Here is a 22,211-nt window from a genome sequence, read left to right as displayed (position 1 = left end):
GTGGAATGGTGGAATGGTGGAATGGTGAAATAGTAGAATAGTAGAATAGTGACGCCTTGGTTCAGATGGGCAAAGTCGGGTCAGCGAATCCTCTGAATTTTTATTTATGTGGGTACGCGCCTGATTAATTGCCGCGCAACTATCATCCTATTTTGGGAACCGCTATGGAACTTCGGCAGCTACGCTATTTTGTTCGCGTCGTCGAGCAAGGCAGCATGGGGCGCGCTGCCCGTGAACTTGGCGTCGTCACTTCTGCGCTCAGTCAGCAAATAAGTCGGCTTGAAAGCGAACTATCGACGCGTTTATTGCAGCGCACGTCGAGCGGTGTCACGCCTACTGATGCCGGACTTGCGTTCTTGCATCAGGCTCAGCTTGCATTGCGTCATGTTGATGATGCGGCGCGTGCGGCGCAGCAAGCTCGGCTGTCGGGCCATGTCAGCGTCGGTATGGCACCAAGCACTACCGGCGTCCTCGGTTTGCCTTTCATGTGCGCGATGCGTGAACGCTATCCCGACGTTCGACTGCATATGGTGGAGAGTCTGTCGGGTCATTTGACAACGATGCTCGGTGCGAGGCAAATTGATCTTGCGATTCTGTTCCATGCCGATCCTGCCCAGCGCTGGAGCGTCATGCCGTTGTTGGAGGAGCGCCTGTTTGTCATCGGTGCAAGTGATCTTGCCGACCTTCCTACCGGCAAACGGGTGCGGTTGGCGCAGCTGGCAAACCTGCCCTTGATTCTTCCTAGCGGACCGCACGGTCTGCGTTCAATGCTCAACGCTGCATTCGCACGCGCCAAATGCACACCGCATATCGTGGCGTAGATTGATGGTCTGGCGATGTTAATGGATGCGGTACGTGCTGGTTTCGGTGCGACGATTCAACCCGGCGCAGCGCTTGCGCGTGGTGATAGCGAGCGACTGACCGCGGTGCATATTTCGGATACGCACGCGATTCGCTCCAATATGCTGGTCAGTTTATCTGACAATGAGCTATCGCCATCGGGCTTGGCTGCGCGCGTGGTGCTGGCCGATGTGACGCGGTCTCTGGTATCTGAAGGCCGTTGGCCGGGTGCGACTATTCACAAATAGTGAAGACCTCTTGTCTGATCTGCCGCTAGTGCGTGAAGACCTTGACGGCTATAGTCCTTCAAATATTGGGGAGACAATCTTGATGTTTGATGTATTAGTAATCGGCGGTGGAAATGCTGCACTTTGTGCCGCTTTGATGGCGCGCGAGCAGGGCGCATCAGTTTTACTGCTCGAATCGGCCCCGCGCGAATGGCGTGGCGGCAATTCTCAACACACACGCAATTTACGTTGCATGCACGACGCACCGCAAGACGTGTTGATTGATGCTTACCCTGAAGAGGAATACTGGCAGGATTTGTTGAAGGTCACTGGCGGTCTTACCGACGAAAAACTCGCCCGTCTGACGATACGCGCATCAGCCACTTGTCGGGACTGGATGCGTAGTCATGGCGTGCATTTTCAGGCACCTATCTCCGGCACACTCCACGTCGCCCGCACCAACGCATTTTTTATGGGCGGCGGTAAGGCGCTGGTGAATGCTTATTACCGCAGCGCCGAAAAGCTGGGCATTACGATTCGCTATAACGCCGCCGTTGATGCGCTTGATCTCGATAGCGAAGGCCGATTTCTGGCAGCGAGGATCGGCACGGAGCGGATTGAAGCGCGCAGTTGCGTGTTGGCTGCCGGTGGTTTCGAGTCGAATCGCGAATGGTTGCGCGAGGCTTGGGGCCAGATAAATGGAGAATGGGTCGCCGACAATTTTCTCATTCGCGGTACGCGTTTCAACATGGGCGTGTTGCTGAAATTCATGCAAGATGCGGGAGCCGACATGATCGGTGATCCTTCGCAGTCGCACTGTGTGGCAATTGATGCGCGGGCGCCGCTTTACGATGGCGGTATTTGTACCCGTATCGATTGCGTCTCGCTGGGCGTGATGCTCAATAAAAATGCTGAACGTTTTTATGACGAGGGTGAAGATTTTTGGCCTAAGCGGTATGCGATCTGGGGACGTCTGGTAGCGCATCAACCGGGGCAAATCGGTTACTCCGTGATTGACTCAAAAGCGATAGGACGTTTTATGCCACCAGTTTTTCCTGGCACTAAAGCGAACACTTTGCACGAGTTAGCTGTGCTGGTCGGCCTTGATCCAGTGGCTTTTGTGCGAATAATCGAAGGGTATAACGCCGCGTGTCGCGTGGGGACTTTCGATCACGGTATCCTTGACGATTGTCATACCGAGGGCTTGGTACCGCCAAAAACACACTGGGCGCAGCCCATCGATAAAGCGCCGTTTTATGCTTATGCGCTGCGGCCTGGTATCACGTTTACCTACCTTGGCTTGAAAGTCGACGAGCGTTCGACGGTGCACTTTAATGGCAAACCGAGCCAAAATTTGTTTGTTGCCGGTGAAATGATGGCTGGCAACGTGCTGGGCAAAGGCTATACCGCTGGGGTGGGAATGGCGATTGGCACCGCCTTTGGGAGGATTGCTGGCACTGAGGCGGCGCATGCTGCCGGGGTTTCAAAGAAGTACCAGAATAACGAAAAGAAAGTGCGCCATGGAGCTGCTTGAAGTTTTGATCAACGATGCGCGAGGGCTGGCGACTAACGAAATCGAAGTTGATCGTGTGATGACAATTTGCAACTCTTGCCGCTATTGCGAAGGTTTCTGCCCAGTCTTTCCTGCAATGGCCCGGCGTCTTGAGTTCGGCAAATCCGATATTCATTTTCTCGCTAATTTGTGCCACAACTGCGGCGCTTGTCTGCACGCGTGTCAGTACGCGTTGCCGCATGAATTTGCGGTCAATGTACCGAAGGCCATGGCGCAAGTGCGTTTGCAGACTTACACCGATTATGCGTGGCCGCCTGCATTGGGTGTGTTATATCAGCGTAATGGGTTGACGCTTGCGCTGGCCGCAGCTGGCGCGCTGGCGCTGTTTCTGGCACTGACCATGTTATTAAGAGGAACGCTTTTATTTACGCCGCTGGCGGGAAATTTCTACGCGATTTTTCCCCATAATACCTTGGCGTTAATGTTTGGGAGCGTGTTTCTGTTTGCGATGCTGGCGTTGGGAATCGGCGTGCGACGCTTTTGGCGCTCCGAGTCGCCCGGGCCAACTTCGGGTAGCGCCGTTGCAGAAGCAACCGGCAACGTATTGCAATTGACCTATCTGGGCGGTGGACATGGAGAAGGGTGCAATAACGCCGACGATGCTTTTACCTTGTGGCGACGGCGCTTTCACCATTTCACTTTTTATGGTTTTACGCTCTGTTTTGCGGCGACGTGCGTTGCGACGCTGTATCATTTTCTGTTCGATTTGCACGCACCTTATCCTGTGCTGAGCTTGCCTGTTTTACTCGGGATCGCCGGCGGTATAGGATTATTAATTGGGCCAGCGGGATTGTTATGGCTCAATTTACGACGCCATCCAATGCATGGAGATCAAGCGCAAAAGCCGATGGACCGTGGCTTCATTGCGTTGCTTTTGCTGACGAGCGGAACCGGTCTGGCCTTGTTGATCTGGCGTGATACCGGCGCAATGGCGTTGCTGTTGGCAATTCATCTGGGCGTGGTAATGGCACTGTTTTTGACGCTGCCGTACGGTAAGTTTGCGCATGGTATTTATCGTAGCGCCGCATTGCTTAAATGGGCGATTGAAAAGCGTCAACCAACCAAATTGCAAACGGGTGATGAATGACGTGGCATCAAGACGTGCAACGAGATTTTTGTTCATTTAATCATCTCGGTATTACCCAAACAAAAATACCTACAAAAAATTATTCAACATCCTTTTCAGGAGACAAGTCATGACCGTGCCGACAACAGATGCATCGGGGAAATCATCCTCTAAATGGGGCGCGGTCTTACGCGTCACTAGTGGCAATTTTCTTGAGCAATTCGATTTTTTCTTATTTGGCTTTTACGCCTCGCAAATTGCTAAAACATTTTTTCCTGCGGGGAGTGAATTCGCGTCTCTCATGTTGACGTTCGCAGTCTTTGGAGCAGGTTTCCTGATGCGTCCGGTTGGCGCGATCGTACTGGGTGCTTATATTGACAAAGTGGGCCGCCGCAAGGGATTGATCGTGACGCTAGCGATTATGGCCAGCGGGACCATTCTGATCGCGTGTGTGCCAGGTTATGCAACCATCGGTCTTGTTGCGCCGTTGTTGGTGTTGATCGGTCGTTTATTGCAAGGTTTTTCTGCTGGCGCTGAACTGGGTGGCGTCTCCGTTTACTTGTCGGAAATGGCGACTCCCGGCAACAAGGGTTTTTATACCAGCTGGCAATCTGCCAGTCAGCAAGTGGCTATCGTAGTTGCCGCCGGACTCGGATATGGATTGAACGCCTGGATGTCGGCTTCCGCCATTGTCGACTGGGGTTGGCGTATTCCGTTTTTTATTGGTTGCGCCATCGTGCCGTTTATCTTTTTTCTGCGTCAGTCGTTGCAGGAAACCGCAGAGTTTAGCGCACGCAAACATCATCCGAGCACGCGTGAAGTATTCAGTTCAATGGTGCAGAACTGGCGTACGGTTGCTGCCGGTACTTTGCTGGTGGCGATGACGACCACGACGTTTTATTTGATCACCGTGTACACGCCGACGTTTGGCCGGTCCGTGCTTAAGCTGAGTACATCGGATAGTTTATTGGTGACGTTATGCGTCGGTATTTCGAATTTTATCTGGCTACCAATTGGTGGCGCATTGTCGGATCGAATCGGTCGACGACCTATTTTGGTTGCTATCACCGTACTGGCGATTTTTACCGCCTATCCGACCTTATCCTGGCTGGTGAGCGCTCCTAGTTTTGGGCGCATGCTCATCGTATTGTTGTGGTATTCGTTTTTCTTCGGCGTCTATAACGGCGCAATGGTGGCGGCCTTAACAGAAGTAATGCCGGTGAACGTGCGGGTGGCTGGTTTTTCGCTGGCCTTTAGTCTGGCTACCGCCGTCTTTGGCGGATCGACGCCTGCCGTATCGACGTTCCTTATTCAAATCACGGGTGACAAGGCTGCGCCAGCGTACTGGATGAGCTTCGCCGCGGTGTGCGGACTTATGGCGACGCTGATTCTTTATAACGGTAAGGGTGCGCAGGTAGAAAAGCACATTGCCGTACGTCCAATGTGAAAAATCGGAGATCAGGATCTCACTGACGTAGACGGCTTTGCAGGCCGCTGCATAACCACTTTGCTACTTTTTCAAGTGGCAATTTATGGCCCTTCGTTTTTGTTAGGGTACGACGGACTGTCTGTGTTTAGCGCTTTTTTTAGCTGTTGGGACTTTGGTATTTCTCTTCGCGACATGGATTTTCTCGTCGAAAAAAATGCCAATTGGCAATTCGCGTAAAATTAGTTGGAGCAGGTTGAAGCAGGTTGAGTTTTATTAATTGTTAGGAAATTTATGAAAATGCAAGATCTTACCGGTAAGGTCGCGGTAGTGACGGGTGCTTCAAGCGGTATTGGTGAGGCGACTGCGCGCCTTTTAGTTCAGGAAGGGGTGCATGTTGTGCTGGTCGCGCGACGCCGTCAGCGTCTGGAGGCCCTCGCTGCCGAACTCGGTGAGGCTGCATCTATTATGGAAGCCGACGTTGCTGATAGCGTTCAGGTGGGAGCATTGTTTAAATATGTTGGCGAACGGTTCGGTGGGCTTGACCTGCTTTTTAATAATGCGGGTTTGGGTATTCATGCAAAGTTTGAATCCAGTCAACCGGATGACTGGAAAAAAATGATCGATGCAAACCTGTACGGTGTTTTGAATTGTACGCAGGCGGCTATTCCTCATTTGCGTGGTCGCGAAGGCGCAATGATCTGCTCAGTGTCCAGTGTTGGCGGGCGGTATGGTGTGGAAAACTGGTCGGTGTATAGCGCCACCAAATACGCTGTGGTAGGCTTTCACGATGCACTGCGTAAGGAACTGGGTCCAGAGCGTATTCGGGTAACGGTGATTGAACCCGGTGCTGTGTGGACCGAATTTGGCGAAAATGTCAGCACAGCGTTGAACCAACGGCGTGAGCAATTAAATGCTTTGACCTCCGAAAACATCGCTCAGGCGTTGGTATATGCATTTGCGCAACCTGGAAATGTGTTGGTTGAAGAGATTTTGATCCGCCCCGTATTGCAAGTCGCACCTTAGTTGCAACGCAAGAAACCATTGACTCGAACGTCGTGACAGGGCGTTGGTTATGGGCCTTCAGAATCAATCCCCAGCTATCTGTCAATATATTGATTGATGGCAATATCAGAATACCGAGATTGATCGACGTAAAGGTTTGGTTTAGATTTCAGACTCACTCGCCAAGTCGCGATCCTCGGGCTACACTATTCGCTCCAGTTGCCGTTATATTCTCGACAATATAGGGCATCACCACTTCGGACACGCGGTATTGTTGCAGCGAAAGATGTCTGAACGTGCTTGACTTCGAGCGCACTCTAACTACTACACTCAATGCCATGACATCTTCCCTGACGATTCAACAAGCTGCGGTAGCCACCGGACTGACCGCGCATACGCTGCGATATTACGAGCGGATAGGTTTGATTGATCCCATTCCACGGCAGGACAATCAACACCGACTTTATCGTGATGAAGACATCGTTTGGATTGGTTTTTTGCTGAAGTTACGTTCAACAGGATTGCCCATTCGGAAAATGTTACGGTATGCGGAATTGCGCAGATTGGGCAACCAACAGGCAAGTGTATCGGAACGGAAGATGCTATTGGAGCAACATACATTATCGCTAGAAGCAACGCTCGCAGAGTTGCAAAGCAATTTGGCTGTCTTGTACAAAAAAATTGCGATGTATGCCGACATTGAAACGACTTTGAATGCGCGCCCGGCGATTAACACTTTTGAGAGGGAACTTGGACATGAGCACAACTAACACTACGACCACATCGATGACGCGGATGACCACGCGCACACTCGGCGTGAATGGCCCGACAGTTTCTACTATCGGCTTAGGTTGCATGGGTATGAGTGATTTTTATGCAAATCGGGATGATGTGGAGTCGATTGCGACTATTCATCGTGCCCTCGAATTGGGTATTAACTATTTCGATACTGCCGATATGTACGGTCCGTACACGAATGAGGAGCTTATTGCTAAAGCGATTAAAGGCAAGCGCGATCAAGTTTTTATCGCGACCAAATTCGGTTTCGTCCGCGATAGCACTGACGTCAACGCACGGGGAGTCAATGGCAGTCCTGAGTATATTCGTCGTGCCGTTGAGGGAAGTCTTAAACGGCTTGGGGTGGAAACCATTGATCTTTACTATCAGCATCGCATCGATCCGAATACGCCCATCGAAGACACGATCGGCACCTTGGCTGATTTGGTGAAAGCGGGGAAAATACGCTATATCGGTTTATCCGAAGCATCGTCAGAAACGTTGGAGAGGGCGCACAAAACGCATCCAATCACAGCACTTCAAAGTGAATATTCTCTTTGGACGCGCGATCCGGAACAAGGTGTACTGGCCACCTGCCGCAAACTGGGCATTGGGTTTGTTCCTTACAGCCCGTTGGGTCGCGGATTTTTGACCGGTGCGATCACCAAGCCAGAGCAGTTCGCCGAGGATGATTATCGTCGTAACACGCCACGTTTCCAAGGCGACAATTTTGCAAAAAATCTGCTGCTGGTTGATAAGGTGAAAGAACTCGCGGTGCGTAACGGCTGCACTCCCGGGCAACTAGCACTGGCTTGGGTATTGGCGCAGGGGAATGATATTGTTCCGATTCCTGGTACCAAACGCCGCGCCTATCTGGAAGAAAATGTGAATGCCGTTGGTGTGACATTGGGTAAGAGCGAGTTGGCAGAGCTCGACGCGATCTTCCCATTAGGGGTGGCGAGCGGCACTCGATATGTTGAGAGCAGTATGAAACTGCTGAACGGATAAGAGCGTGTTATTGCGCTGAAAAAAAATGGCTACATCGGCAGATTGATGTGGCTAATTCAGCGTAATTCATTGGCTAATTTAGCCGACATCAATTAGTTTTTTGGTGCGGCAATATGGCTTCTTGAGGATATATCGGATACAAAATCAGCGCTCAGCGATAGATGTTTTCATCTATCGCTGTATTCTTTTAAGCGTCAGAAAATGGCCTCCTTTAGAGCATTCTAATTTGCTCCCAATCGGTCAGGCCCTGGAATATTTTATCTATTCCATCTTGTTTTAAAGTTCGCATACCTTCTCCGATTGCTGTTTCTAAAATGTCGGGGACGTTTGCTTTGGCATGAATTTTTCTTTTGATGGCAGCGCTATTAAGCAACAATTCATGGACGCCTAATCGACCTTTGTAGCCGCTTTTGTCGCATTTTTCACATCCAGTTGCCTTGCGTAATATGAAGGCATGGTAATCTTTGTTATAGCGTCTCTGCCAGTCAGCAATGACATCGGCTGGTTGGAGCTTTGTTTCGTGACAATATTCGAAAGCAAGCATATCGATTTGCGCATCGGTGGCTTCATAATTTTGGCAGCAATTGGTACATAATTTGCGCGTAAGTCGTTGACCGACGACGCCCAATAATGCATCGGCAAAATTGAAGGGATCCAGACCGAGATCCAAAAGCCGCACTGCGCTTTCGACTGCGCTATTGGTATGCATGGTGGAAAATACCAGATGGCCGGTTAATGAAGCCTCAATCACCGTTCGGGCAGTTTCGGGATCACGCGTTTCACCGACCATGATCACGTCTGGATCTGCACGCAAGAAGCTGCGTAATATGGTGGCAAAAGTCCAGTCGATTTTCGCCTGAACCTGCACCTGCCGAAGGCCTTTTTGGGTAATTTCAATGGGGTCTTCGACCGTCCAAATTTTGCGCTCGGGCGTATTGATATAACTGACCAGCGAATGTAAAGTAGTGGTCTTGCCGGAACCGGTCGGGCCGCAGACGAATAAAAGACCATGCGGTTTGAGTGCCAGTTTCTGAAGGCCCTCTAACACCATCGGTGACAGACCCAATGCATCCAAAGATAATGCCTGCGGTGCTGCCAATATGCGCATGACGATGTCTTCGAGGCCTTCGGTTGTTGGCATAGTGACGACCCGAAGTTCGATTTTGGCTGGACCGAACTGCTCAAAGTTCATTTTTCCATCTTGCGAGCGCCGTTTCTCGGATATGTCCAGTCGGCTCATGATTTTGAGGCGGGAAATTAATGCATTTCGGAAGTTTGCCGGAATGTTGGAATAATCCTTCATTGCGCCATCTTTACGAAATCTCACGCGCGTTGGTTCATGTCCCTTCATGGTTTCAATATGGATGTCAGAAGCCCCTTGTTCATAGGCGTCCATGATGATTTTATTCACCAGGCGAACCATGGTGTTATCGGACTCGGTGATCACGTCATCGGCGGGCTCGTTGGTGACGGAGCCGCTACTATCATCCAGTTTGGAAACAAAATCTGCAATATTCTGGCGTTCACCTTGCGTGCCATAAAACTTGGAAATCACGGATGCGAGGTCGGCCTCGGATGCCATGACAGGATCAATAGTATGTTTCGTGTAGACCGTTAGTGCTTTTAAAGCGTCCGATGAAAGCGGGTCTTCCATTGCAACCACCATCCGGGTTTGCGCACGGTATAACGGCATGACTCTATAGCGGCGGACGAGATCACCGGGGACTATTTTGATCAGTTCCAGATCAAACTGGAACTTCAGCAAAGTGACAAAGGGGATGCCCAGTTTTTGTGCGAGGACTCTCTTGATAGTGTCTTTGTTGACCACACCCATATCACATAGAATATCGCCTAAATGTATTCGCCGATCCGAGGCCTGACGCTGGAGCGCCTGTACCAATTGATCTTCCGTGATAAGGCGCTCTTGAATCAGCGCCTCCCCAAGTCTTAGATGCGGTATTGACTTTTGTCTTTGTAAAGCTGTTTCAACTTGCAACTCCGTGACTAGATTTTCCTGTTGCAGGTAATCGCCTAATTTGGATGCACGGAGTTCATTTTGTCTTTTTAGTCCGGCATCTAACGCATCGGCAGAGACAATTTTTTCGTCTACAAGTATCTTTCCCAGCTTTTCGCCAATTTGATAGTTAGCAATCGATCCAGCTGGAATGAACCAGCGCAATACGTTATTGCCGACTGTGGAAAGAAAAAGGAAAAGCCCCGTTTCGTGCGGAACGAAGGCGACGGTTTCAGTAATCAGGCGCTCGCCATCATTGAAGGAAATAATGCATTTTTGCTTAACGGAGGCGGAAGGTGCCTCGTGCAATCCCGCTGCTAACGGTAGGGACAATCTTTGGAGCGTAACCGGATTGGTCAGACGGATACTTTTTATGGCTGAAAATCCGATGTGAATGTTTTCACCTGCACGTTCAGGGTGAAACTCCAATTGGGCTGCGTCGAGATTAAAACGTATTAGCTCGCCGACTTTTTGGCGCCCATCGTGCAAGGTCACGACGCACGGCACGATGTGGTTATTTTCTGCTGGCGGAGTGGTCGCTATTACCTCGAAGTGAGCGGGTGTGGGCCATTCCAAATCGAATTCCATTGGTTTCTCCATTTAAGTTCAAAAGCCCCCTGTTACGTTCTGATGACGTTCAGGGTGTCGTGCTTGAAATTGTCATGCGTACCCGCCGGAAGAATACATCCGCTTTTTTGCCACTCCTAACTTATATGAAACTCTCTAGTTAATTCTTAAACAGATTTGCCAATTCCAGACCAGGTTCTGGCGCGCGCATAAATGTTTCACCTATCAAAAAAGAGTGTACGTTGGCGTCGCGCATTTGCTTTACGTCTTCTGCTGTTCGAATACCGGATTCGGTCACGACCAGCTTGTCGGGAGAAATATGCGGTAGCAAAACCAGCGTATTTTCCAGCGACGTTTCAAAGGTACGCAGATTGCGGTTGTTAATGCCTAATAGCGCTGTTTTTAGTTTGAGGGCAGCGGTGAGTTCTTCTGCGTTATGTACTTCAACCAGCACGCTCATCCCAAGCTCTAGCGCGATGGCTTCCATTTCTGCCATTAAGCCATGATCAAGAGCCGCAACGATCAGCAAAATAGCATCGGCACCCCAATAACGCGCCTGATAAATTTGATACGGATCAATCATGAAATCTTTACGCAAGACCGGAAGTGCGCAAGCCGACCGCGCTTGTTTCATGTATTCCGGCGACCCTTGAAAAAATTTCTCATCAGTGAGTACGGATAAACACGCAGCGCCATGCGTCGCGTAGCTGATAGCGATATCAGCGGGGCGGAAATCAGCACGAATGATACCTTTTGATGGCGATGCTTTTTTGATTTCAGCGATGATGCCAGCATTACCAGCATCGACTTTGGTTCTCAGTGCGGCCTCGAAGTCACGCAACTGTAATCGGGCATCGGAATCGGTTTCGACCTCACGTCGCAGACTGGCTAGGTCACGCTGTTTTTTGGCAGCGGTGATTTCGTCTGCTTTGACGTCGAGAATTTTATTTAATATATCGGACATAGCGGATTTCCATTTCGTATTCTGAATGCGCGTATTCTCGCGGATTGGAATGTATTTAACTAGGTGTTGGCACCAAGCGATTGCGTGGCTTGCACAAACTGTTCCAGTTTGCGGCGCGCAGCACCTGAAGCCATGACTGCGCGTGCTTTAATCAAACCATCGGCAATTGAATTGGTAATGCCCGCAGCATAGAGAGCGGTGCCAGCGTTGAGGGCGACGATATCCCGAGCAGGGCCCGGTACGTCATCGAGCGCTTCGAATATTTTTTCTTTTGACTCGTGCGAATTGGCGACCTTTAAATTGCGGCTAGCGATCATTTGTAGCCCGAAATCCTCCGGATGTATTTCGTATTCGCGGATTTCGCCATCGATCAATTCACCCACCAGCGTTGCTGCGCCGAGCGACACTTCATCCATATTGTCGCGGCCCCAAACAACGATTGCACGCTGCGCACCAAGGCGCTGCAACACGCGCACCTGGATTCCTACCAGATCAGAATGGAACACGCCCATCAGGATATTCGGTGCGCCAGCGGGATTAGTGAGCGGGCCTAAAATATTGAAAATCGTCCGCACGCCTAGCTCTTTACGCACCGGTGCCGCATATTTCATCGCCGCATGATGGTTTGGCGCAAACATGAAGCCGATGCCGGTTTGGTCTATCGAGCGCGAAACTTGCTCCGGTGTCAGGTTGATGTTGGCACCCAATGATTCGAGTACATCAGCGCTGCCGGACGAAGAAGAAACACTCCGGCCGCCATGTTTCGCAATGCGTGCACCAGCGGCTGCGGCGACGAACATGGTTGCTGTAGAAATATTAAAAGTCTGTGCACCGTCACCGCCGGTTCCGACAATATCGAGTAGATTGCTGGTATTTGTGGTCGGAACCGGGGTTGCAAATTCCCGCATCACTTGTGCAGCAGCGGCAATTTCACCGATTGTTTCTTTTTTAACGCGTAACCCCATGGTCAATGCTGCGATCATGACTGGCGACATTTCACCCCTCATGATTTTGCGAAAGAGATGCAACATTTCATCGTGGAAAATTTCGCGATGCTCAATGCAGCGCAAGAGTGCTTCTTGGTCAGTAATCGGCATGAACTTCCTCTTGAGGCTTTACGTGGACGACATCTTTAATACCAATGCCATCGTATCCTGAATACATGGGTAATGTTAGCGCGCAACGGCTGGATGGCCGCTACGTGTTGCTGGATTAGGGTATATCTGAATGGTTGAGTTAGCGTTCCGCAGGCATCTGGATCGAATGTCAGATCGAAAAGCGCCCGGCAACATTAACGCTGTAAGAAATTTTTAAGCAGAGCGTGACCATGTTCGGACAAAATGGATTCCGGATGAAATTGGACGCCTTCAATATCAAGCGTCTTATGGCGCACCCCCATAATTTCACCGTCATCGGTCCACGCTGTGATTTCCAGGCAATCGGGTAAGGATGCGCGTTCGATCGCCAGCGAATGATAGCGCGTGACATTAAACGGGTTGGGTAAATCCTTGAACACGCCAACGCCGGTATGATTAATGAGCGACGTTTTGCCATGCATAACTTGTTGTGCACGAATCACTTCACCGCCGAATGCCTCGCCAATTGCCTGATGTCCCAGACAGACGCCGAGGATTGGCAGCGTGCCGCCTAACTTTTGCAATAGCTCAACGCAAATGCCCGCCTCTTTTGGGCTACAGGGACCGGGCGATAAACAGATACGGTCGGGATTCAATGCCGCGATTTCAGCGAATGAAATTTCGTCGTTACGGAAGGTGCGGACATCTTCACCCAGTTCACCGAAGTATTGGACCAGGTTATAGGTGAAGGAGTCATAGTTATCGATCATCAGTAGCATCAGATTTCTCCATCCAGGCCATCTTGTACTTGTTCGGCTGCGCGCAATACTGCGCGGGCTTTATTTTCGGTTTCTTCCCATTCGGTCTCTGGCACCGAGTCAGCGACGATACCGGCGGCGGCTTGTACATATAGCATGCCGTCTTTAATGACACCGGTGCGGATGGCAATAGCGACATCCATTTCGCCACCGAATGACAAATAACCGCAAGCGCCGCCATAAATGCCGCGCTTGGTGAGTTCTAGTTCATCGATGACTTCCATCGCCCGCACTTTTGGTGCACCGGAAAGGGTGCCAGCGGGGAAGGTTGCCTTCAGGACGTCAAGATTGGATAGGCCGGATTTCAGCACGCCTTCTACGTTTGAGACAATATGTTGCACGTGAGAATATTTTTCGATGACCATCTGGTCGGTGACTTTGACGCTGCCGGTTTCGGCAATGCGACCAATATCGTTGCGCGCCAGATCAATCAGCATGACGTGCTCTGCTATCTCTTTTGGATCGGCTAGCAATTCGATTGCCAGTTGTTCGTCACGTTCCGGTGTCGAGCCGCGTGGACGCGTACCAGCCAGTGGGCGGATGGTGACTTTACGTTTTCCGTCAGAGGTGGGCGTCGGCGCAGCAGTTTGCTCGTTGCGGACCAGTATTTCGGGTGATGAGCCGACAATCTGCATATCACCGAAATTGTAGAAATACATGTACGGAGACGGATTTAATGACCGCAATGCGCGATACAGCATGAGCGGTGAATCGACGTACGGTTTTTTGATGCGTTGGCCAATTTGTACTTGCATCAAATCACCGGCCATGACGTAGTCTTTGGCTTTGGCCACCGCTTTGAGGTAATCCTCTTTTTTGAATTCGCGAATTGTTTCTGTCCGTACCGAGGCAGATGTTACAGGAGCGTCCGCAGGACGGCGTAACATCATGCGTAACTCTTTCAGGCGTTGGCGGCCCTTGGAAAACGCTTCCGGCTGGGTTGGATCGGTGTAGACGATTAGATATAGTTTGCCTGACAGATTGTCGATTACCGCGAGTTCTTCCGTGAGCAGCAATTGAATGTCAGGCAAGCCCAAATCATCTCTGGGCGTGGTGTTTGCCAGCCGTTTTTCGATGTGGCGTACGGTGTCATAGCCAAAGTAACCCGCCAGACCGCCGCAAAAGCGTGGCATACCAGGGCGGATTGCTACTTTGTAGCGCGATTGGAATTCGCCGATGAAATCGAGCGGATTGCCTTCAAGGCTTTCGATGATCTTGTCATTTTTGACGACTTCGATCCGTGTGCCAAAACTGCGCAACAGCGTTGATGCTGGCAAGCCGATAAATGAGTAGCGCCCAAAGCGCTCTCCACCGACGACCGACTCTAGCAAAAAGGTATTTTTGCCAGTTTGCTGGGTCTGCGCAAGCTTTAGATACAGCGTCAAAGGGGTTTCGAGATCTGCCAATGCTTCGGCGATCAGTGGGATGCGATTATAGCCTTGTGCGGCCAGCGATTTGAATTCGAGTTCGGTCATGTTTCTCTCCAGACCGCTATTGTAAAACAGCGGGGGTCGACTACAAAAAACGTTGTCGGTGATCGTCTTTATAAAAAGGCGAAAAGTCGGACAGCGGCGATCAGCGGGTTACTTAGCCCAGGATTGCCAGCGTCGCCAGAGCCAGGCCTCAGCGGCGGCTAATGGGACAATACGTTTTTTTTCGAGAAACATCATTTGAGAATTTTGTTTAAGAGTTTTTTAGCTAAGACGTTTGAACTTAGCTGGAAATGTAGTGCGCCGCGGAAAGCAGCGTGGATACTATACCATCCGAATCGACGTCTTGTATAGGCTCGCCATGATTGTAGCCATACGGAACACTCAATACGCGGCATCCGGCTGCGCGGGCTGCTATTGCGTCATTTGAGGAGTCACCAATAGCTACGACTTGTGCTGGCGCCAACTTGAATTGCCGAAAAACCTCCAGAAACGGCATCGGGTCAGGTTTTTTTCTGGAAAACGAGTCGCCGCCGTAGACCAGTTCAAAAAAATCGCGTAATCCGGTGGTTTCCATTAGCGGTAGCGCAAATGCAATGGGTTTGTTTGTGACACAAGCCAGACGCAAGCCCGATGCGCGCATGGATTGAAGTCCTGCGATGACATCTGGGTACAGTGTCGCGTAATGGCCATTGATCGCCAGATAATGGTGTTGATAAGAGGCTAGTGCTGCGTCGAAATGCGTTTCGACCTGCGCTGGAGGATAATCTGCGCCTAAGACGCGGCGGATCAGATTTTCCGACCCTTTGCCGACGAAGTTGCTAATGGTTTGCAGCGGCAGCGGTGCCAGATCAAAATCAGCACGCATGCGATTGATGGCGACGTGGAAGTCCGGGGCCGTATCGAGCATGGTGCCGTCCAAATCGATGATGACCGCTTTAATGCCGGTCAGCATGACGCTGCGCATACTAGTCGTCACTTCGGCGCTAGGCAAAGTCATACTTTTGCCAATTCACCACGCATTGCATCAATCACTGTTTTGTAATCAGGCTTTCCAAAGATGGCTGAACCAGCGACGAAAGTGTCTGCGCCGGCGGCGGCGGCTTGGGCGATATTTTCTATTTTGATACCGCCGTCGACTTCTAGCATGATATTGCGGCCGGAATCGTCGATCAAGCGACGCACTATGGCGATTTTGCGCAGTGCTTCAAGAATGAAAGACTGGCCGCCGAAGCCTGGGTTGACCGACATAATCAGGATAATGTCGAGTTTGTCCATGACATGCTCAAGATAGTCTAAAGAGGTCGCTGGATTGAACACCAAGCCCGCTTTACAGCCATGGTCGCGAATCAATTGCAAGGATCGATCAATATGTTCTGATGCTTCTGGATGAAATGTGATGATGTTTGCGCCAGCTTTGGCAAAATCCGGAATAATACGATCCACCGGCTTGACCATAAGGTGAACGTCAATCGGTACTTGTACATGAGGACGAATTGCTTGGCAGACCAGCGGTCCAATGGTGAGATTGGGAACGTAATGGTTATCCATGACGTCAAAGTGAATCATATCTGCGCCAGCGCTGACAACATTGCGCACTTCTTCGCCGAGACGGGCAAAGTCGGCAGATAGAATACTTGGGGCGATTCGGTAGGTTGGTTTGTTTGGCATGGCGGTCACTAAATGAGATGATGCGTAAAAGATGCGCTATTTTACTCCGCGCATGCTGTCTGGGCGGAGTTGTACTTGCATCAGTTGATAATTTCGTGTGCAATGATCTGCGGGAATCCATGGATCCGAGAGCGTCGCGCTGAAGTTGTCCGTCGGCTTGTTCAGTGGTTCCACTGAACTAATGGTTTAAATAGAGGAAAACTGCATGTCCGCTTATGAATTTACCGTCACTGTCAAAACCCAATATCTTGAAGAGCAATCCGAACCGGATCGCAATCACTATGTTTTTGCCTATGCAATTACCATTAAAAATACTGGTAAAGTCGCTGCGCAACTGATTTCTCGCCATTGGGTGATTACGAATGCTAACAATGAAGTACAGGAAGTCCGCGGGCTTGGCGTGATAGGCCATCAACCTTTGCTGCAACCTGGTGAAAGCTTTGAGTATTCCAGCGGAACATCGTTGGCAACACCACAAGGATCTATGTTTGGCGAATTTTTCTGCGTGGCAGAGGATGGCGAGCAATTCGAGTCGCGAATTCCAGAATTCGTTTTATCGCTGCCACGGACGTTGCATTAATGTACGTTGTATAAGGCCAGGTTGTATCGCATAACGCGTCATTGAAAAATGTGGCGTTACTTCCTGTAAATGTTATCTAGTCGTTACTTACTTAGTATGTTGATCGCCACTTTGTTTCTGTGGCGGCGCTTTACGTGATGGTGTCTGGTCCGGTTTTCGGCCCGACATAGTCCACCATACAATAAACACAAATAAGAAGAAGGCAACGCTCGCCTCAAGTATCAATAACCACATAAAGAATCCTCAATGTCATTCAAGCGCATAAGTCTACCCGTTTCAGCCCGTATCTCAGCTCTAATTGTTGCTCTCAGTCTGGCAGCGTGCTCTACTTCTCCGCCACTGTCATCATCAATCACACCTAAATCGCCTGAAATTAAACCCCCTCCGTCAGCTTACGTCGGACCCTTGCCAGATATGAAGGTACCTGCTGGTACCTTGAGGTTAAGTACCTTTTCTGCCTTGCCGGGTTGGCTTAATGACGATGTACGTCAGGCGCTACCGGCGTTCTTGACGTCGTGTTCAACCATGGTGAGAAGAGTTGGCTGGACGGAGCCTTGTACTATCGCACGTGATTTGGATGCGACCAGTGAAAGCGTTGTTCGTACATTTTTTGAGGCATTTTTTGCCCCGTATCAAGTAATTAACGCCGATGGTACCGATAATGGTTTGATTACAGGATATTACGAGCCGCTATTACGCGGTTCCCGCAAGCGCGGGGGTGTCTACCAGACGCCCCTTTATCATGCGCCAGATGATTTATTAACAATAGATTTGGCTAGCGTTTATCCTGAGCTAAAAGGACTGCGTTTACGTGGTCGCATCGTTGGCAATAAGGTGGTGCCCTATCCAAATCGCGCTGAACTGGACAAAACAGGCAGTCTTAGCGGGAAAGAAATTGTGTGGGTAGATGACCCTGTCGATGCATTTTTCCTGCAAGTGCAAGGTTCAGGGCGTGTCCAGATGGCGAATGGGGAAATTTTGCGCGTAGCTTACGCCGATCAAAATGGCTATCCTTATAGATCGATCGGTCGTTATTTGATTGATAAAGGTGAGTTGACGCTGGCGCAGGCTTCGGCGCAAGGAATTAAAGCCTGGTTGGTGGCAAATCCTTCGCGGCGGCAGGAGTTATTGAATTCGAATCCGAGTTATGTCTTTTTTAAGGAGGAGAAAGTGTTGGATCCGAGTCAAGGGCCGAAAGGCGCCCAAGGTGTCCCTTTGACCGCTCAGCGTTCGATTGCGGTTGATCCTCATTTTATTCCTCTCGGCGTTCCTGTATTTTTGGCGACGACTCAGCCAAATAGTACTAAGCCGCTCCAGCAGTTGGTCGTTGCGCAAGATACTGGTGGCGCGATTAAGGGTGCTGTGCGGGCAGATTTTTTCTGGGGTTTTGGTAATGATGCCGGAGAGAAGGCAGGAAAAATGAAGCAACGAGGCGCAATGTGGGTTTTGCTGCCGAAGTTGTCTGTTATAGCCGGACGTTGATTGGCAGCGGAGTCTTTAGTGGATTTTCTTGCAAACTCAACGCCAACTGGCGTTGAGGCTTTCACTATATATATGCACCTACCTAAATAGATAAGCATCTAATTGTGTGTATGTAGACGTGCGCTCTGCCGCCTTATATTAGCGTAACACCAGTACTGGGATTGTAGAGTGAGCCAGGACCCTTTGAGTTTTGCTGCCTAGAAACAGGCGACTTAAGCCGCTTCGACCATGTGAAGCCATAAAAATAACGTCACAACCGTATTTTTCCGCCGCATTGATAATTTCTTCATCTGGATTGAATGCTTGAGCGGTAAGTATTTCACATTCCACTCCTGCCGCCTTAGCCGCATCGGCAACTTTTTGAACATGTAATTGTGCGAGAGCCAGCATATTCTCTTCATAAGTTCCGGGATCTGCCGCCATAGTGCTCTCTGCCATGGGCGAAAATGGATAAGGTTCAGCCACTGACAAACCAATTACCTTGCCGTTGCCAAATTTTGCAAATTCGATGGCTGCGGAAATTGCCTTATCCGACAACACTGAGCCATCTGTCGGTACCAATATGGTTTTGAACATTATGTCCCCTTTGTTAATGAAGAAATTGTGACGTTTTCAAGATGTCGCCATTGCAATAATACTTCTTAGGGCGATAGTTAGACGCAATAATTGGACACATTACTGTCTGATAAATTCCTCATCTAATCGAAGCCCTAATTATGAGTGTTAAAAATGTAATGCGCTTCCTGCGAGATCATCGTATCTGTTATCTTTAAGAGGCTACAATTAATCTTTCATAACACCTACTGACACGGAGACACAATGCCATACGAAGCAATTTTGGTTGAGACACAAGGAAAAGTCGGACTGATTCGGCTAAACCGCCCGAAAGCCTTGAACGCTTTGAATGAGCAGCTGATGACTGAGCTAGGGCGGGCGCTGTTGGCGTTCGATAGCGATGACGCAATCGGATGCATCGTTATTACCGGAAGTGAAAAAGCATTCGCAGCCGGTGCCGATATCGGCGCAATGGCCAATTACTCTTACATGGATGCGTACAAAGGTGACTACATCACGCGTAACTGGGAGGAAATACGCCGTGTTCGTAAGCCTGTTATTGCAGCAGTAGCCGGTTTTGCTCTAGGAGGTGGATGTGAGTTGGCAATGATGTGTGATTTCATCATTGCAGCGGACAATGCGAAGTTCGGTCAGCCCGAAATTAAATTGGGTGTGATTCCAGGTGCTGGTGGAACGCAGCGTTTGCCACGCGCGATATCAAAAGCTAAGGCAATGGATATGTGCCTGACAGCTCGGATGATGGATGCGGTTGAAGCTGAGCGCGCCGGACTTGTGTCACGGGTCGTGCCTCTGGATCAATTGATGGCCGAAACCTTGGCAGCAGCAACTGTCATTGCCAATATGTCGCTTCCAGCGGTAATGATGGTCAAAGAGTCGGTTAATCGTGCTTATGAAACCACCTTGGCAGAAGGCATTCACTTTGAGCGTAGATTGTTTCATAGCACCTTCGCCACAGAAGATCAAAAAGAGGGAATGCAGGCATTTTTAGAGAAGCGTTCACCTGTTTTTAAAAATGTTTAAAATTGTTTATAAAATTGCTTGCCAGTGTTGAGATGTGTTGCTATAGTTCGGCCTCTGTTGAAAACGACGCGAAATACTGAGTACGGCGCAAGCGGTGCGAAGGGCGAAATTGGAGGCGGAAACGAGGTTGTAAAGTGGGGTGTTTTGAGCGGTAGTTGTGAGTTGATTTGGTTTTAAATTGTTTCTAAAATGATTTAAAAAGAAGTTGACGAAAAGTTCGAAGTGCCACATAATCTCATCTCTCTGCTGCTGACAAACAAAACGCTTTGTCAGCGCTGCGAACACCGAGCGTAAGGTTGGGTGTGACGCCAAACAGAGACAGTTCTTTAACAATTAACAGCCGATAAGTGTGGGCGTTTAATGAAAGTGCAGCGTGAACTACTTCGGTGGTTTGCGTATAACTTAAAACATTAAATGTTCACAAAAGAAGAAAATAGGATATTTGCCTGAGTCAAATTGGGGAGATAGCCTGTCAGTATTTTGAGTGAGCGATAGCAGCGATGCTAGGCAGCAATGCCACAAAACAGAGATTAAACTGAAGAGTTTGATCCTGGCTCAGATTGAACGCTGGCGGCATGCCTTACACATGCAAGTCGAACGGTAACAGGGAGCTTGCTCCGCTGACGAGTGGCGAACGGGTGAGTAATATATCGGAACGTGCCTGGTAATGGGGGACAACTAGTCGAAAGATTAGCTAATACCGCATACGCCCTACGGGGGAAAGAGGGGGATTCGCAAGAACCTCTCGTTATCAGAGCGGCCGATATCTGATTAGCTAGTTGGTGAGGTAAAGGCTCACCAAGGCTTCGATCAGTAGCTGGTCTGAGAGGACGACCAGCCACACTGGGACTGAGACACGGCCCAGACTCCTACGGGAGGCAGCAGTGGGGAATTTTGGACAATGGGCGCAAGCCTGATCCAGCAATGCCGCGTGAGTGAAGAAGGCCTTCGGGTTGTAAAGCTCTTTTGTCAGGGAAGAAACGGTCTTGGTTAATACCTGGGGCTAATGACGGTACCTGAAGAATAAGCACCGGCTAACTACGTGCCAGCAGCCGCGGTAATACGTAGGGTGCAAGCGTTAATCGGAATTACTGGGCGTAAAGCGTGCGCAGGCGGTTTTTTAAGACAGGTGTGAAATCCCCGGGCTTAACCTGGGAATGGCATTTGTGACTGGAAGGCTAGAGTGTGTCAGAGGGGGGTAGAATTCCACGTGTAGCAGTGAAATGCGTAGAGATGTGGAGGAATACCGATGGCGAAGGCAGCCCCCTGGGATAACACTGACGCTCATGCACGAAAGCGTGGGGAGCAAACAGGATTAGATACCCTGGTAGTCCACGCCCTAAACGATGTCTACTAGTTGTCGGGTCTTAATTGACTTGGTAACGCAGCTAACGCGTGAAGTAGACCGCCTGGGGAGTACGGTCGCAAGATTAAAACTCAAAGGAATTGACGGGGACCCGCACAAGCGGTGGATGATGTGGATTAATTCGATGCAACGCGAAAAACCTTACCTACCCTTGACATGGCTGGAATCCTTGAGAGATCAGGGAGTGCTTGAAAGAGAACCAGTACACAGGTGCTGCATGGCTGTCGTCAGCTCGTGTCGTGAGATGTTGGGTTAAGTCCCGCAACGAGCGCAACCCTTGTCATTAGTTGCTACGAAAGGGCACTCTAATGAGACTGCCGGTGACAAACCGGAGGAAGGTGGGGATGACGTCAAGTCCTCATGGCCCTTATGGGTAGGGCTTCACACGTCATACAATGGTACATACAGAGGGCCGCCAACCCGCGAGGGGGAGCTAATCCCAGAAAGTGTATCGTAGTCCGGATTGTAGTCTGCAACTCGACTACATGAAGTTGGAATCGCTAGTAATCGCGGATCAGCATGTCGCGGTGAATACGTTCCCGGGTCTTGTACACACCGCCCGTCACACCATGGGAGCGGGTTTCACCAGAAGTAGGTAGCCTAACCGTAAGGAGGGCGCTTACCACGGTGGGATTCGTGACTGGGGTGAAGTCGTAACAAGGTAGCCGTATCGGAAGGTGCGGCTGGATCACCTCCTTTCTAGAGTTTGCCCGGACATTAAGCGT

17 protein-coding genes, 1 tRNA gene, 1 rRNA gene and 1 pseudogene are annotated in these 22,211 nt (G+C 50.1%); 11 read left to right on the top strand and 9 right to left on the bottom strand.

The window, feature by feature from the left end; translation table 11 throughout:
• Positions 1–164: 164 nt before the first annotated feature.
• The 4 genes and pseudogenes from RGU75_RS04405 (at position 165) to RGU75_RS04390 (ending at position 5,153) form a co-directional block, all read left to right on the top strand.
• Positions 165–1,088, top strand: a pseudogene (locus RGU75_RS04405) (LysR substrate-binding domain-containing protein).
• Positions 1,089–1,170: 82 nt separating this feature from the next.
• Positions 1,171–2,601, top strand: coding sequence for an FAD-dependent tricarballylate dehydrogenase TcuA (gene tcuA, locus RGU75_RS04400; protein WP_322240233.1), 1,431 nt, complete (start codon positions 1,171–1,173; stop codon positions 2,599–2,601).
• Complete coding sequence (tcuB, locus tag RGU75_RS04395; protein WP_322233353.1) at positions 2,588–3,727, top strand: tricarballylate utilization 4Fe-4S protein TcuB; 1,140 nt, start codon at positions 2,588–2,590, stop codon at positions 3,725–3,727. Before tcuA ends, tcuB begins: the two co-directional genes overlap by 14 nt.
• A 109-nt stretch (positions 3,728–3,836) precedes the next feature.
• Positions 3,837–5,153, top strand: a complete 1,317-nt coding sequence (locus RGU75_RS04390; protein WP_322233351.1) for an MFS transporter — start codon at positions 3,837–3,839, stop codon at positions 5,151–5,153.
• On the opposite strand, the gene RGU75_RS04385 is transcribed toward RGU75_RS04390, so the two are convergent.
• A tRNA-Cys gene (locus RGU75_RS04385) sits at positions 5,151–5,226 on the bottom strand. The two genes, RGU75_RS04390 and RGU75_RS04385, sit on opposite strands and share 3 nt — an antisense overlap.
• Positions 5,227–5,426: 200 nt before the next feature.
• Here RGU75_RS04385 and RGU75_RS04380 point away from each other — a divergent pair.
• From RGU75_RS04380 to RGU75_RS04370, 3 genes are all read left to right on the top strand, one after another.
• On the top strand, positions 5,427–6,158 hold the full coding sequence (locus RGU75_RS04380; protein ID WP_322233348.1) for an SDR family oxidoreductase: 732 nt from the start codon (positions 5,427–5,429) through the stop codon (positions 6,156–6,158).
• A gap of 317 nt (positions 6,159–6,475) precedes the next feature.
• Positions 6,476–6,907 (top strand): MerR family transcriptional regulator, encoded by a 432-nt coding sequence (locus RGU75_RS04375; protein ID WP_322233346.1) that lies wholly within the window; start codon positions 6,476–6,478, stop codon positions 6,905–6,907.
• Positions 6,894–7,922 (top strand): aldo/keto reductase, encoded by a 1,029-nt coding sequence (locus tag RGU75_RS04370; RefSeq protein ID WP_416186783.1) that lies wholly within the window; start codon positions 6,894–6,896, stop codon positions 7,920–7,922. The genes RGU75_RS04375 and RGU75_RS04370 overlap by 14 nt, the downstream gene beginning before the upstream one ends.
• Positions 7,923–8,133: 211 nt before the next feature.
• On the opposite strand, the gene RGU75_RS04365 is transcribed toward RGU75_RS04370, so the two are convergent.
• From RGU75_RS04365 to rpe, 7 genes are all read right to left on the bottom strand, one after another.
• Positions 8,134–10,524: a GspE/PulE family protein gene (locus RGU75_RS04365; RefSeq protein ID WP_322233344.1), complete on the bottom strand. Its 2,391-nt coding sequence runs from the start codon at positions 10,522–10,524 to the stop codon at positions 8,134–8,136.
• Positions 10,525–10,663: 139 nt separating this feature from the next.
• Positions 10,664–11,467 carry an indole-3-glycerol phosphate synthase TrpC gene (trpC, locus tag RGU75_RS04360; RefSeq protein ID WP_322233342.1) on the bottom strand — a complete coding sequence of 268 codons (804 nt, stop codon included), beginning with the start codon at positions 11,465–11,467 and terminating at the stop codon, positions 10,664–10,666.
• Between the two features lie 59 nt (positions 11,468–11,526).
• Positions 11,527–12,564, bottom strand: coding sequence for an anthranilate phosphoribosyltransferase (gene trpD, locus RGU75_RS04355; protein ID WP_322233341.1), 1,038 nt, complete (start codon positions 12,562–12,564; stop codon positions 11,527–11,529).
• A gap of 194 nt (positions 12,565–12,758) precedes the next feature.
• Complete coding sequence (locus RGU75_RS04350; RefSeq protein WP_322233339.1) at positions 12,759–13,322, bottom strand: aminodeoxychorismate/anthranilate synthase component II; 564 nt, start codon at positions 13,320–13,322, stop codon at positions 12,759–12,761.
• Positions 13,322–14,836: an anthranilate synthase component I gene (gene trpE / locus RGU75_RS04345; RefSeq protein WP_322233337.1), complete on the bottom strand. Its 1,515-nt coding sequence runs from the start codon at positions 14,834–14,836 to the stop codon at positions 13,322–13,324. The genes RGU75_RS04350 and trpE overlap by 1 nt, the downstream gene beginning before the upstream one ends.
• A 238-nt stretch (positions 14,837–15,074) precedes the next feature.
• Positions 15,075–15,791 (bottom strand): phosphoglycolate phosphatase, encoded by a 717-nt coding sequence (locus RGU75_RS04340; RefSeq protein WP_416186782.1) that lies wholly within the window; start codon positions 15,789–15,791, stop codon positions 15,075–15,077.
• Complete coding sequence (gene rpe, locus RGU75_RS04335; RefSeq protein ID WP_322233335.1) at positions 15,788–16,462, bottom strand: ribulose-phosphate 3-epimerase; 675 nt, start codon at positions 16,460–16,462, stop codon at positions 15,788–15,790. The genes RGU75_RS04340 and rpe overlap by 4 nt, the downstream gene beginning before the upstream one ends.
• Positions 16,463–16,667: 205 nt before the next feature.
• Between rpe and apaG the strand changes: the two genes are divergently transcribed.
• Positions 16,668–17,042, top strand: a complete 375-nt coding sequence (gene apaG, locus RGU75_RS04330) for a Co2+/Mg2+ efflux protein ApaG (protein WP_322233333.1) — start codon at positions 16,668–16,670, stop codon at positions 17,040–17,042.
• A 246-nt stretch (positions 17,043–17,288) separates the two neighbouring features.
• Positions 17,289–18,524: a murein transglycosylase A gene (locus tag RGU75_RS04325; protein ID WP_322233331.1), complete on the top strand. Its 1,236-nt coding sequence runs from the start codon at positions 17,289–17,291 to the stop codon at positions 18,522–18,524.
• Positions 18,525–18,662: 138 nt separating this feature from the next.
• Here the strand turns inward: RGU75_RS04325 and RGU75_RS04320 are convergent, their stop codons facing one another.
• Complete coding sequence (locus RGU75_RS04320; protein WP_322233329.1) at positions 18,663–19,100, bottom strand: universal stress protein; 438 nt, start codon at positions 19,098–19,100, stop codon at positions 18,663–18,665.
• Positions 19,101–19,343: 243 nt separating this feature from the next.
• Here RGU75_RS04320 and RGU75_RS04315 point away from each other — a divergent pair, with 243 nt between their 5' ends.
• Positions 19,344–20,120, top strand: coding sequence for an enoyl-CoA hydratase (locus RGU75_RS04315; protein ID WP_322233327.1), 777 nt, complete (start codon positions 19,344–19,346; stop codon positions 20,118–20,120).
• Positions 20,121–20,652: 532 nt separating this feature from the next.
• Positions 20,653–22,185, top strand: a 16S ribosomal RNA gene (locus RGU75_RS04310).
• Positions 22,186–22,211: the final 26 nt, after the last annotated feature.

The sequence above is a fragment of the Glaciimonas sp. CA11.2 genome, from assembly GCF_034314045.1.
In the GTDB taxonomy this organism is placed as follows: domain Bacteria; phylum Pseudomonadota; class Gammaproteobacteria; order Burkholderiales; family Burkholderiaceae_D; genus Glaciimonas.
Note: the sequence above shows the minus strand (reverse complement) of the source record. Positions and strands in the feature narration are given on the sequence as shown.

Excerpts from the sequence above, each read along its gene's own strand:
- tcuA (WP_322240233.1), top strand. The coding sequence starts at position 1,171 with ATGTTTGATGTATTAGTAATCGGCGGTGGAAATGCTGCACTTTGTGCC.
- trpE (WP_322233337.1), bottom strand. The coding sequence starts at position 14,836 with ATGACCGAACTCGAATTCAAATCGCTGGCCGCACAAGGCTATAATCGC.
- RGU75_RS04350 (WP_322233339.1), bottom strand. The coding sequence starts at position 13,322 with ATGCTACTGATGATCGATAACTATGACTCCTTCACCTATAACCTGGTC.
- RGU75_RS04340 (WP_416186782.1), bottom strand. The coding sequence starts at position 15,791 with ATGACTTTGCCTAGCGCCGAAGTGACGACTAGTATGCGCAGCGTCATG.
- RGU75_RS04370 (WP_416186783.1), top strand. The coding sequence starts at position 6,894 with ATGAGCACAACTAACACTACGACCACATCGATGACGCGGATGACCACG.
- RGU75_RS04320 (WP_322233329.1), bottom strand. The coding sequence starts at position 19,100 with ATGTTCAAAACCATATTGGTACCGACAGATGGCTCAGTGTTGTCGGAT.
- tcuB (WP_322233353.1), top strand. The coding sequence starts at position 2,588 with ATGGAGCTGCTTGAAGTTTTGATCAACGATGCGCGAGGGCTGGCGACT.
- RGU75_RS04390 (WP_322233351.1), top strand. The coding sequence starts at position 3,837 with ATGACCGTGCCGACAACAGATGCATCGGGGAAATCATCCTCTAAATGG.
- RGU75_RS04315 (WP_322233327.1), top strand. The coding sequence starts at position 19,344 with ATGCCATACGAAGCAATTTTGGTTGAGACACAAGGAAAAGTCGGACTG.
- RGU75_RS04380 (WP_322233348.1), top strand. The coding sequence starts at position 5,427 with ATGAAAATGCAAGATCTTACCGGTAAGGTCGCGGTAGTGACGGGTGCT.
- trpC (WP_322233342.1), bottom strand. The coding sequence starts at position 11,467 with ATGTCCGATATATTAAATAAAATTCTCGACGTCAAAGCAGACGAAATC.
- RGU75_RS04325 (WP_322233331.1), top strand. The coding sequence starts at position 17,289 with ATGTCATTCAAGCGCATAAGTCTACCCGTTTCAGCCCGTATCTCAGCT.
- trpD (WP_322233341.1), bottom strand. The coding sequence starts at position 12,564 with ATGCCGATTACTGACCAAGAAGCACTCTTGCGCTGCATTGAGCATCGC.
- rpe (WP_322233335.1), bottom strand. The coding sequence starts at position 16,462 with ATGCCAAACAAACCAACCTACCGAATCGCCCCAAGTATTCTATCTGCC.
- RGU75_RS04375 (WP_322233346.1), top strand. The coding sequence starts at position 6,476 with ATGACATCTTCCCTGACGATTCAACAAGCTGCGGTAGCCACCGGACTG.
- apaG (WP_322233333.1), top strand. The coding sequence starts at position 16,668 with ATGTCCGCTTATGAATTTACCGTCACTGTCAAAACCCAATATCTTGAA.
- RGU75_RS04365 (WP_322233344.1), bottom strand. The coding sequence starts at position 10,524 with ATGGAATTCGATTTGGAATGGCCCACACCCGCTCACTTCGAGGTAATA.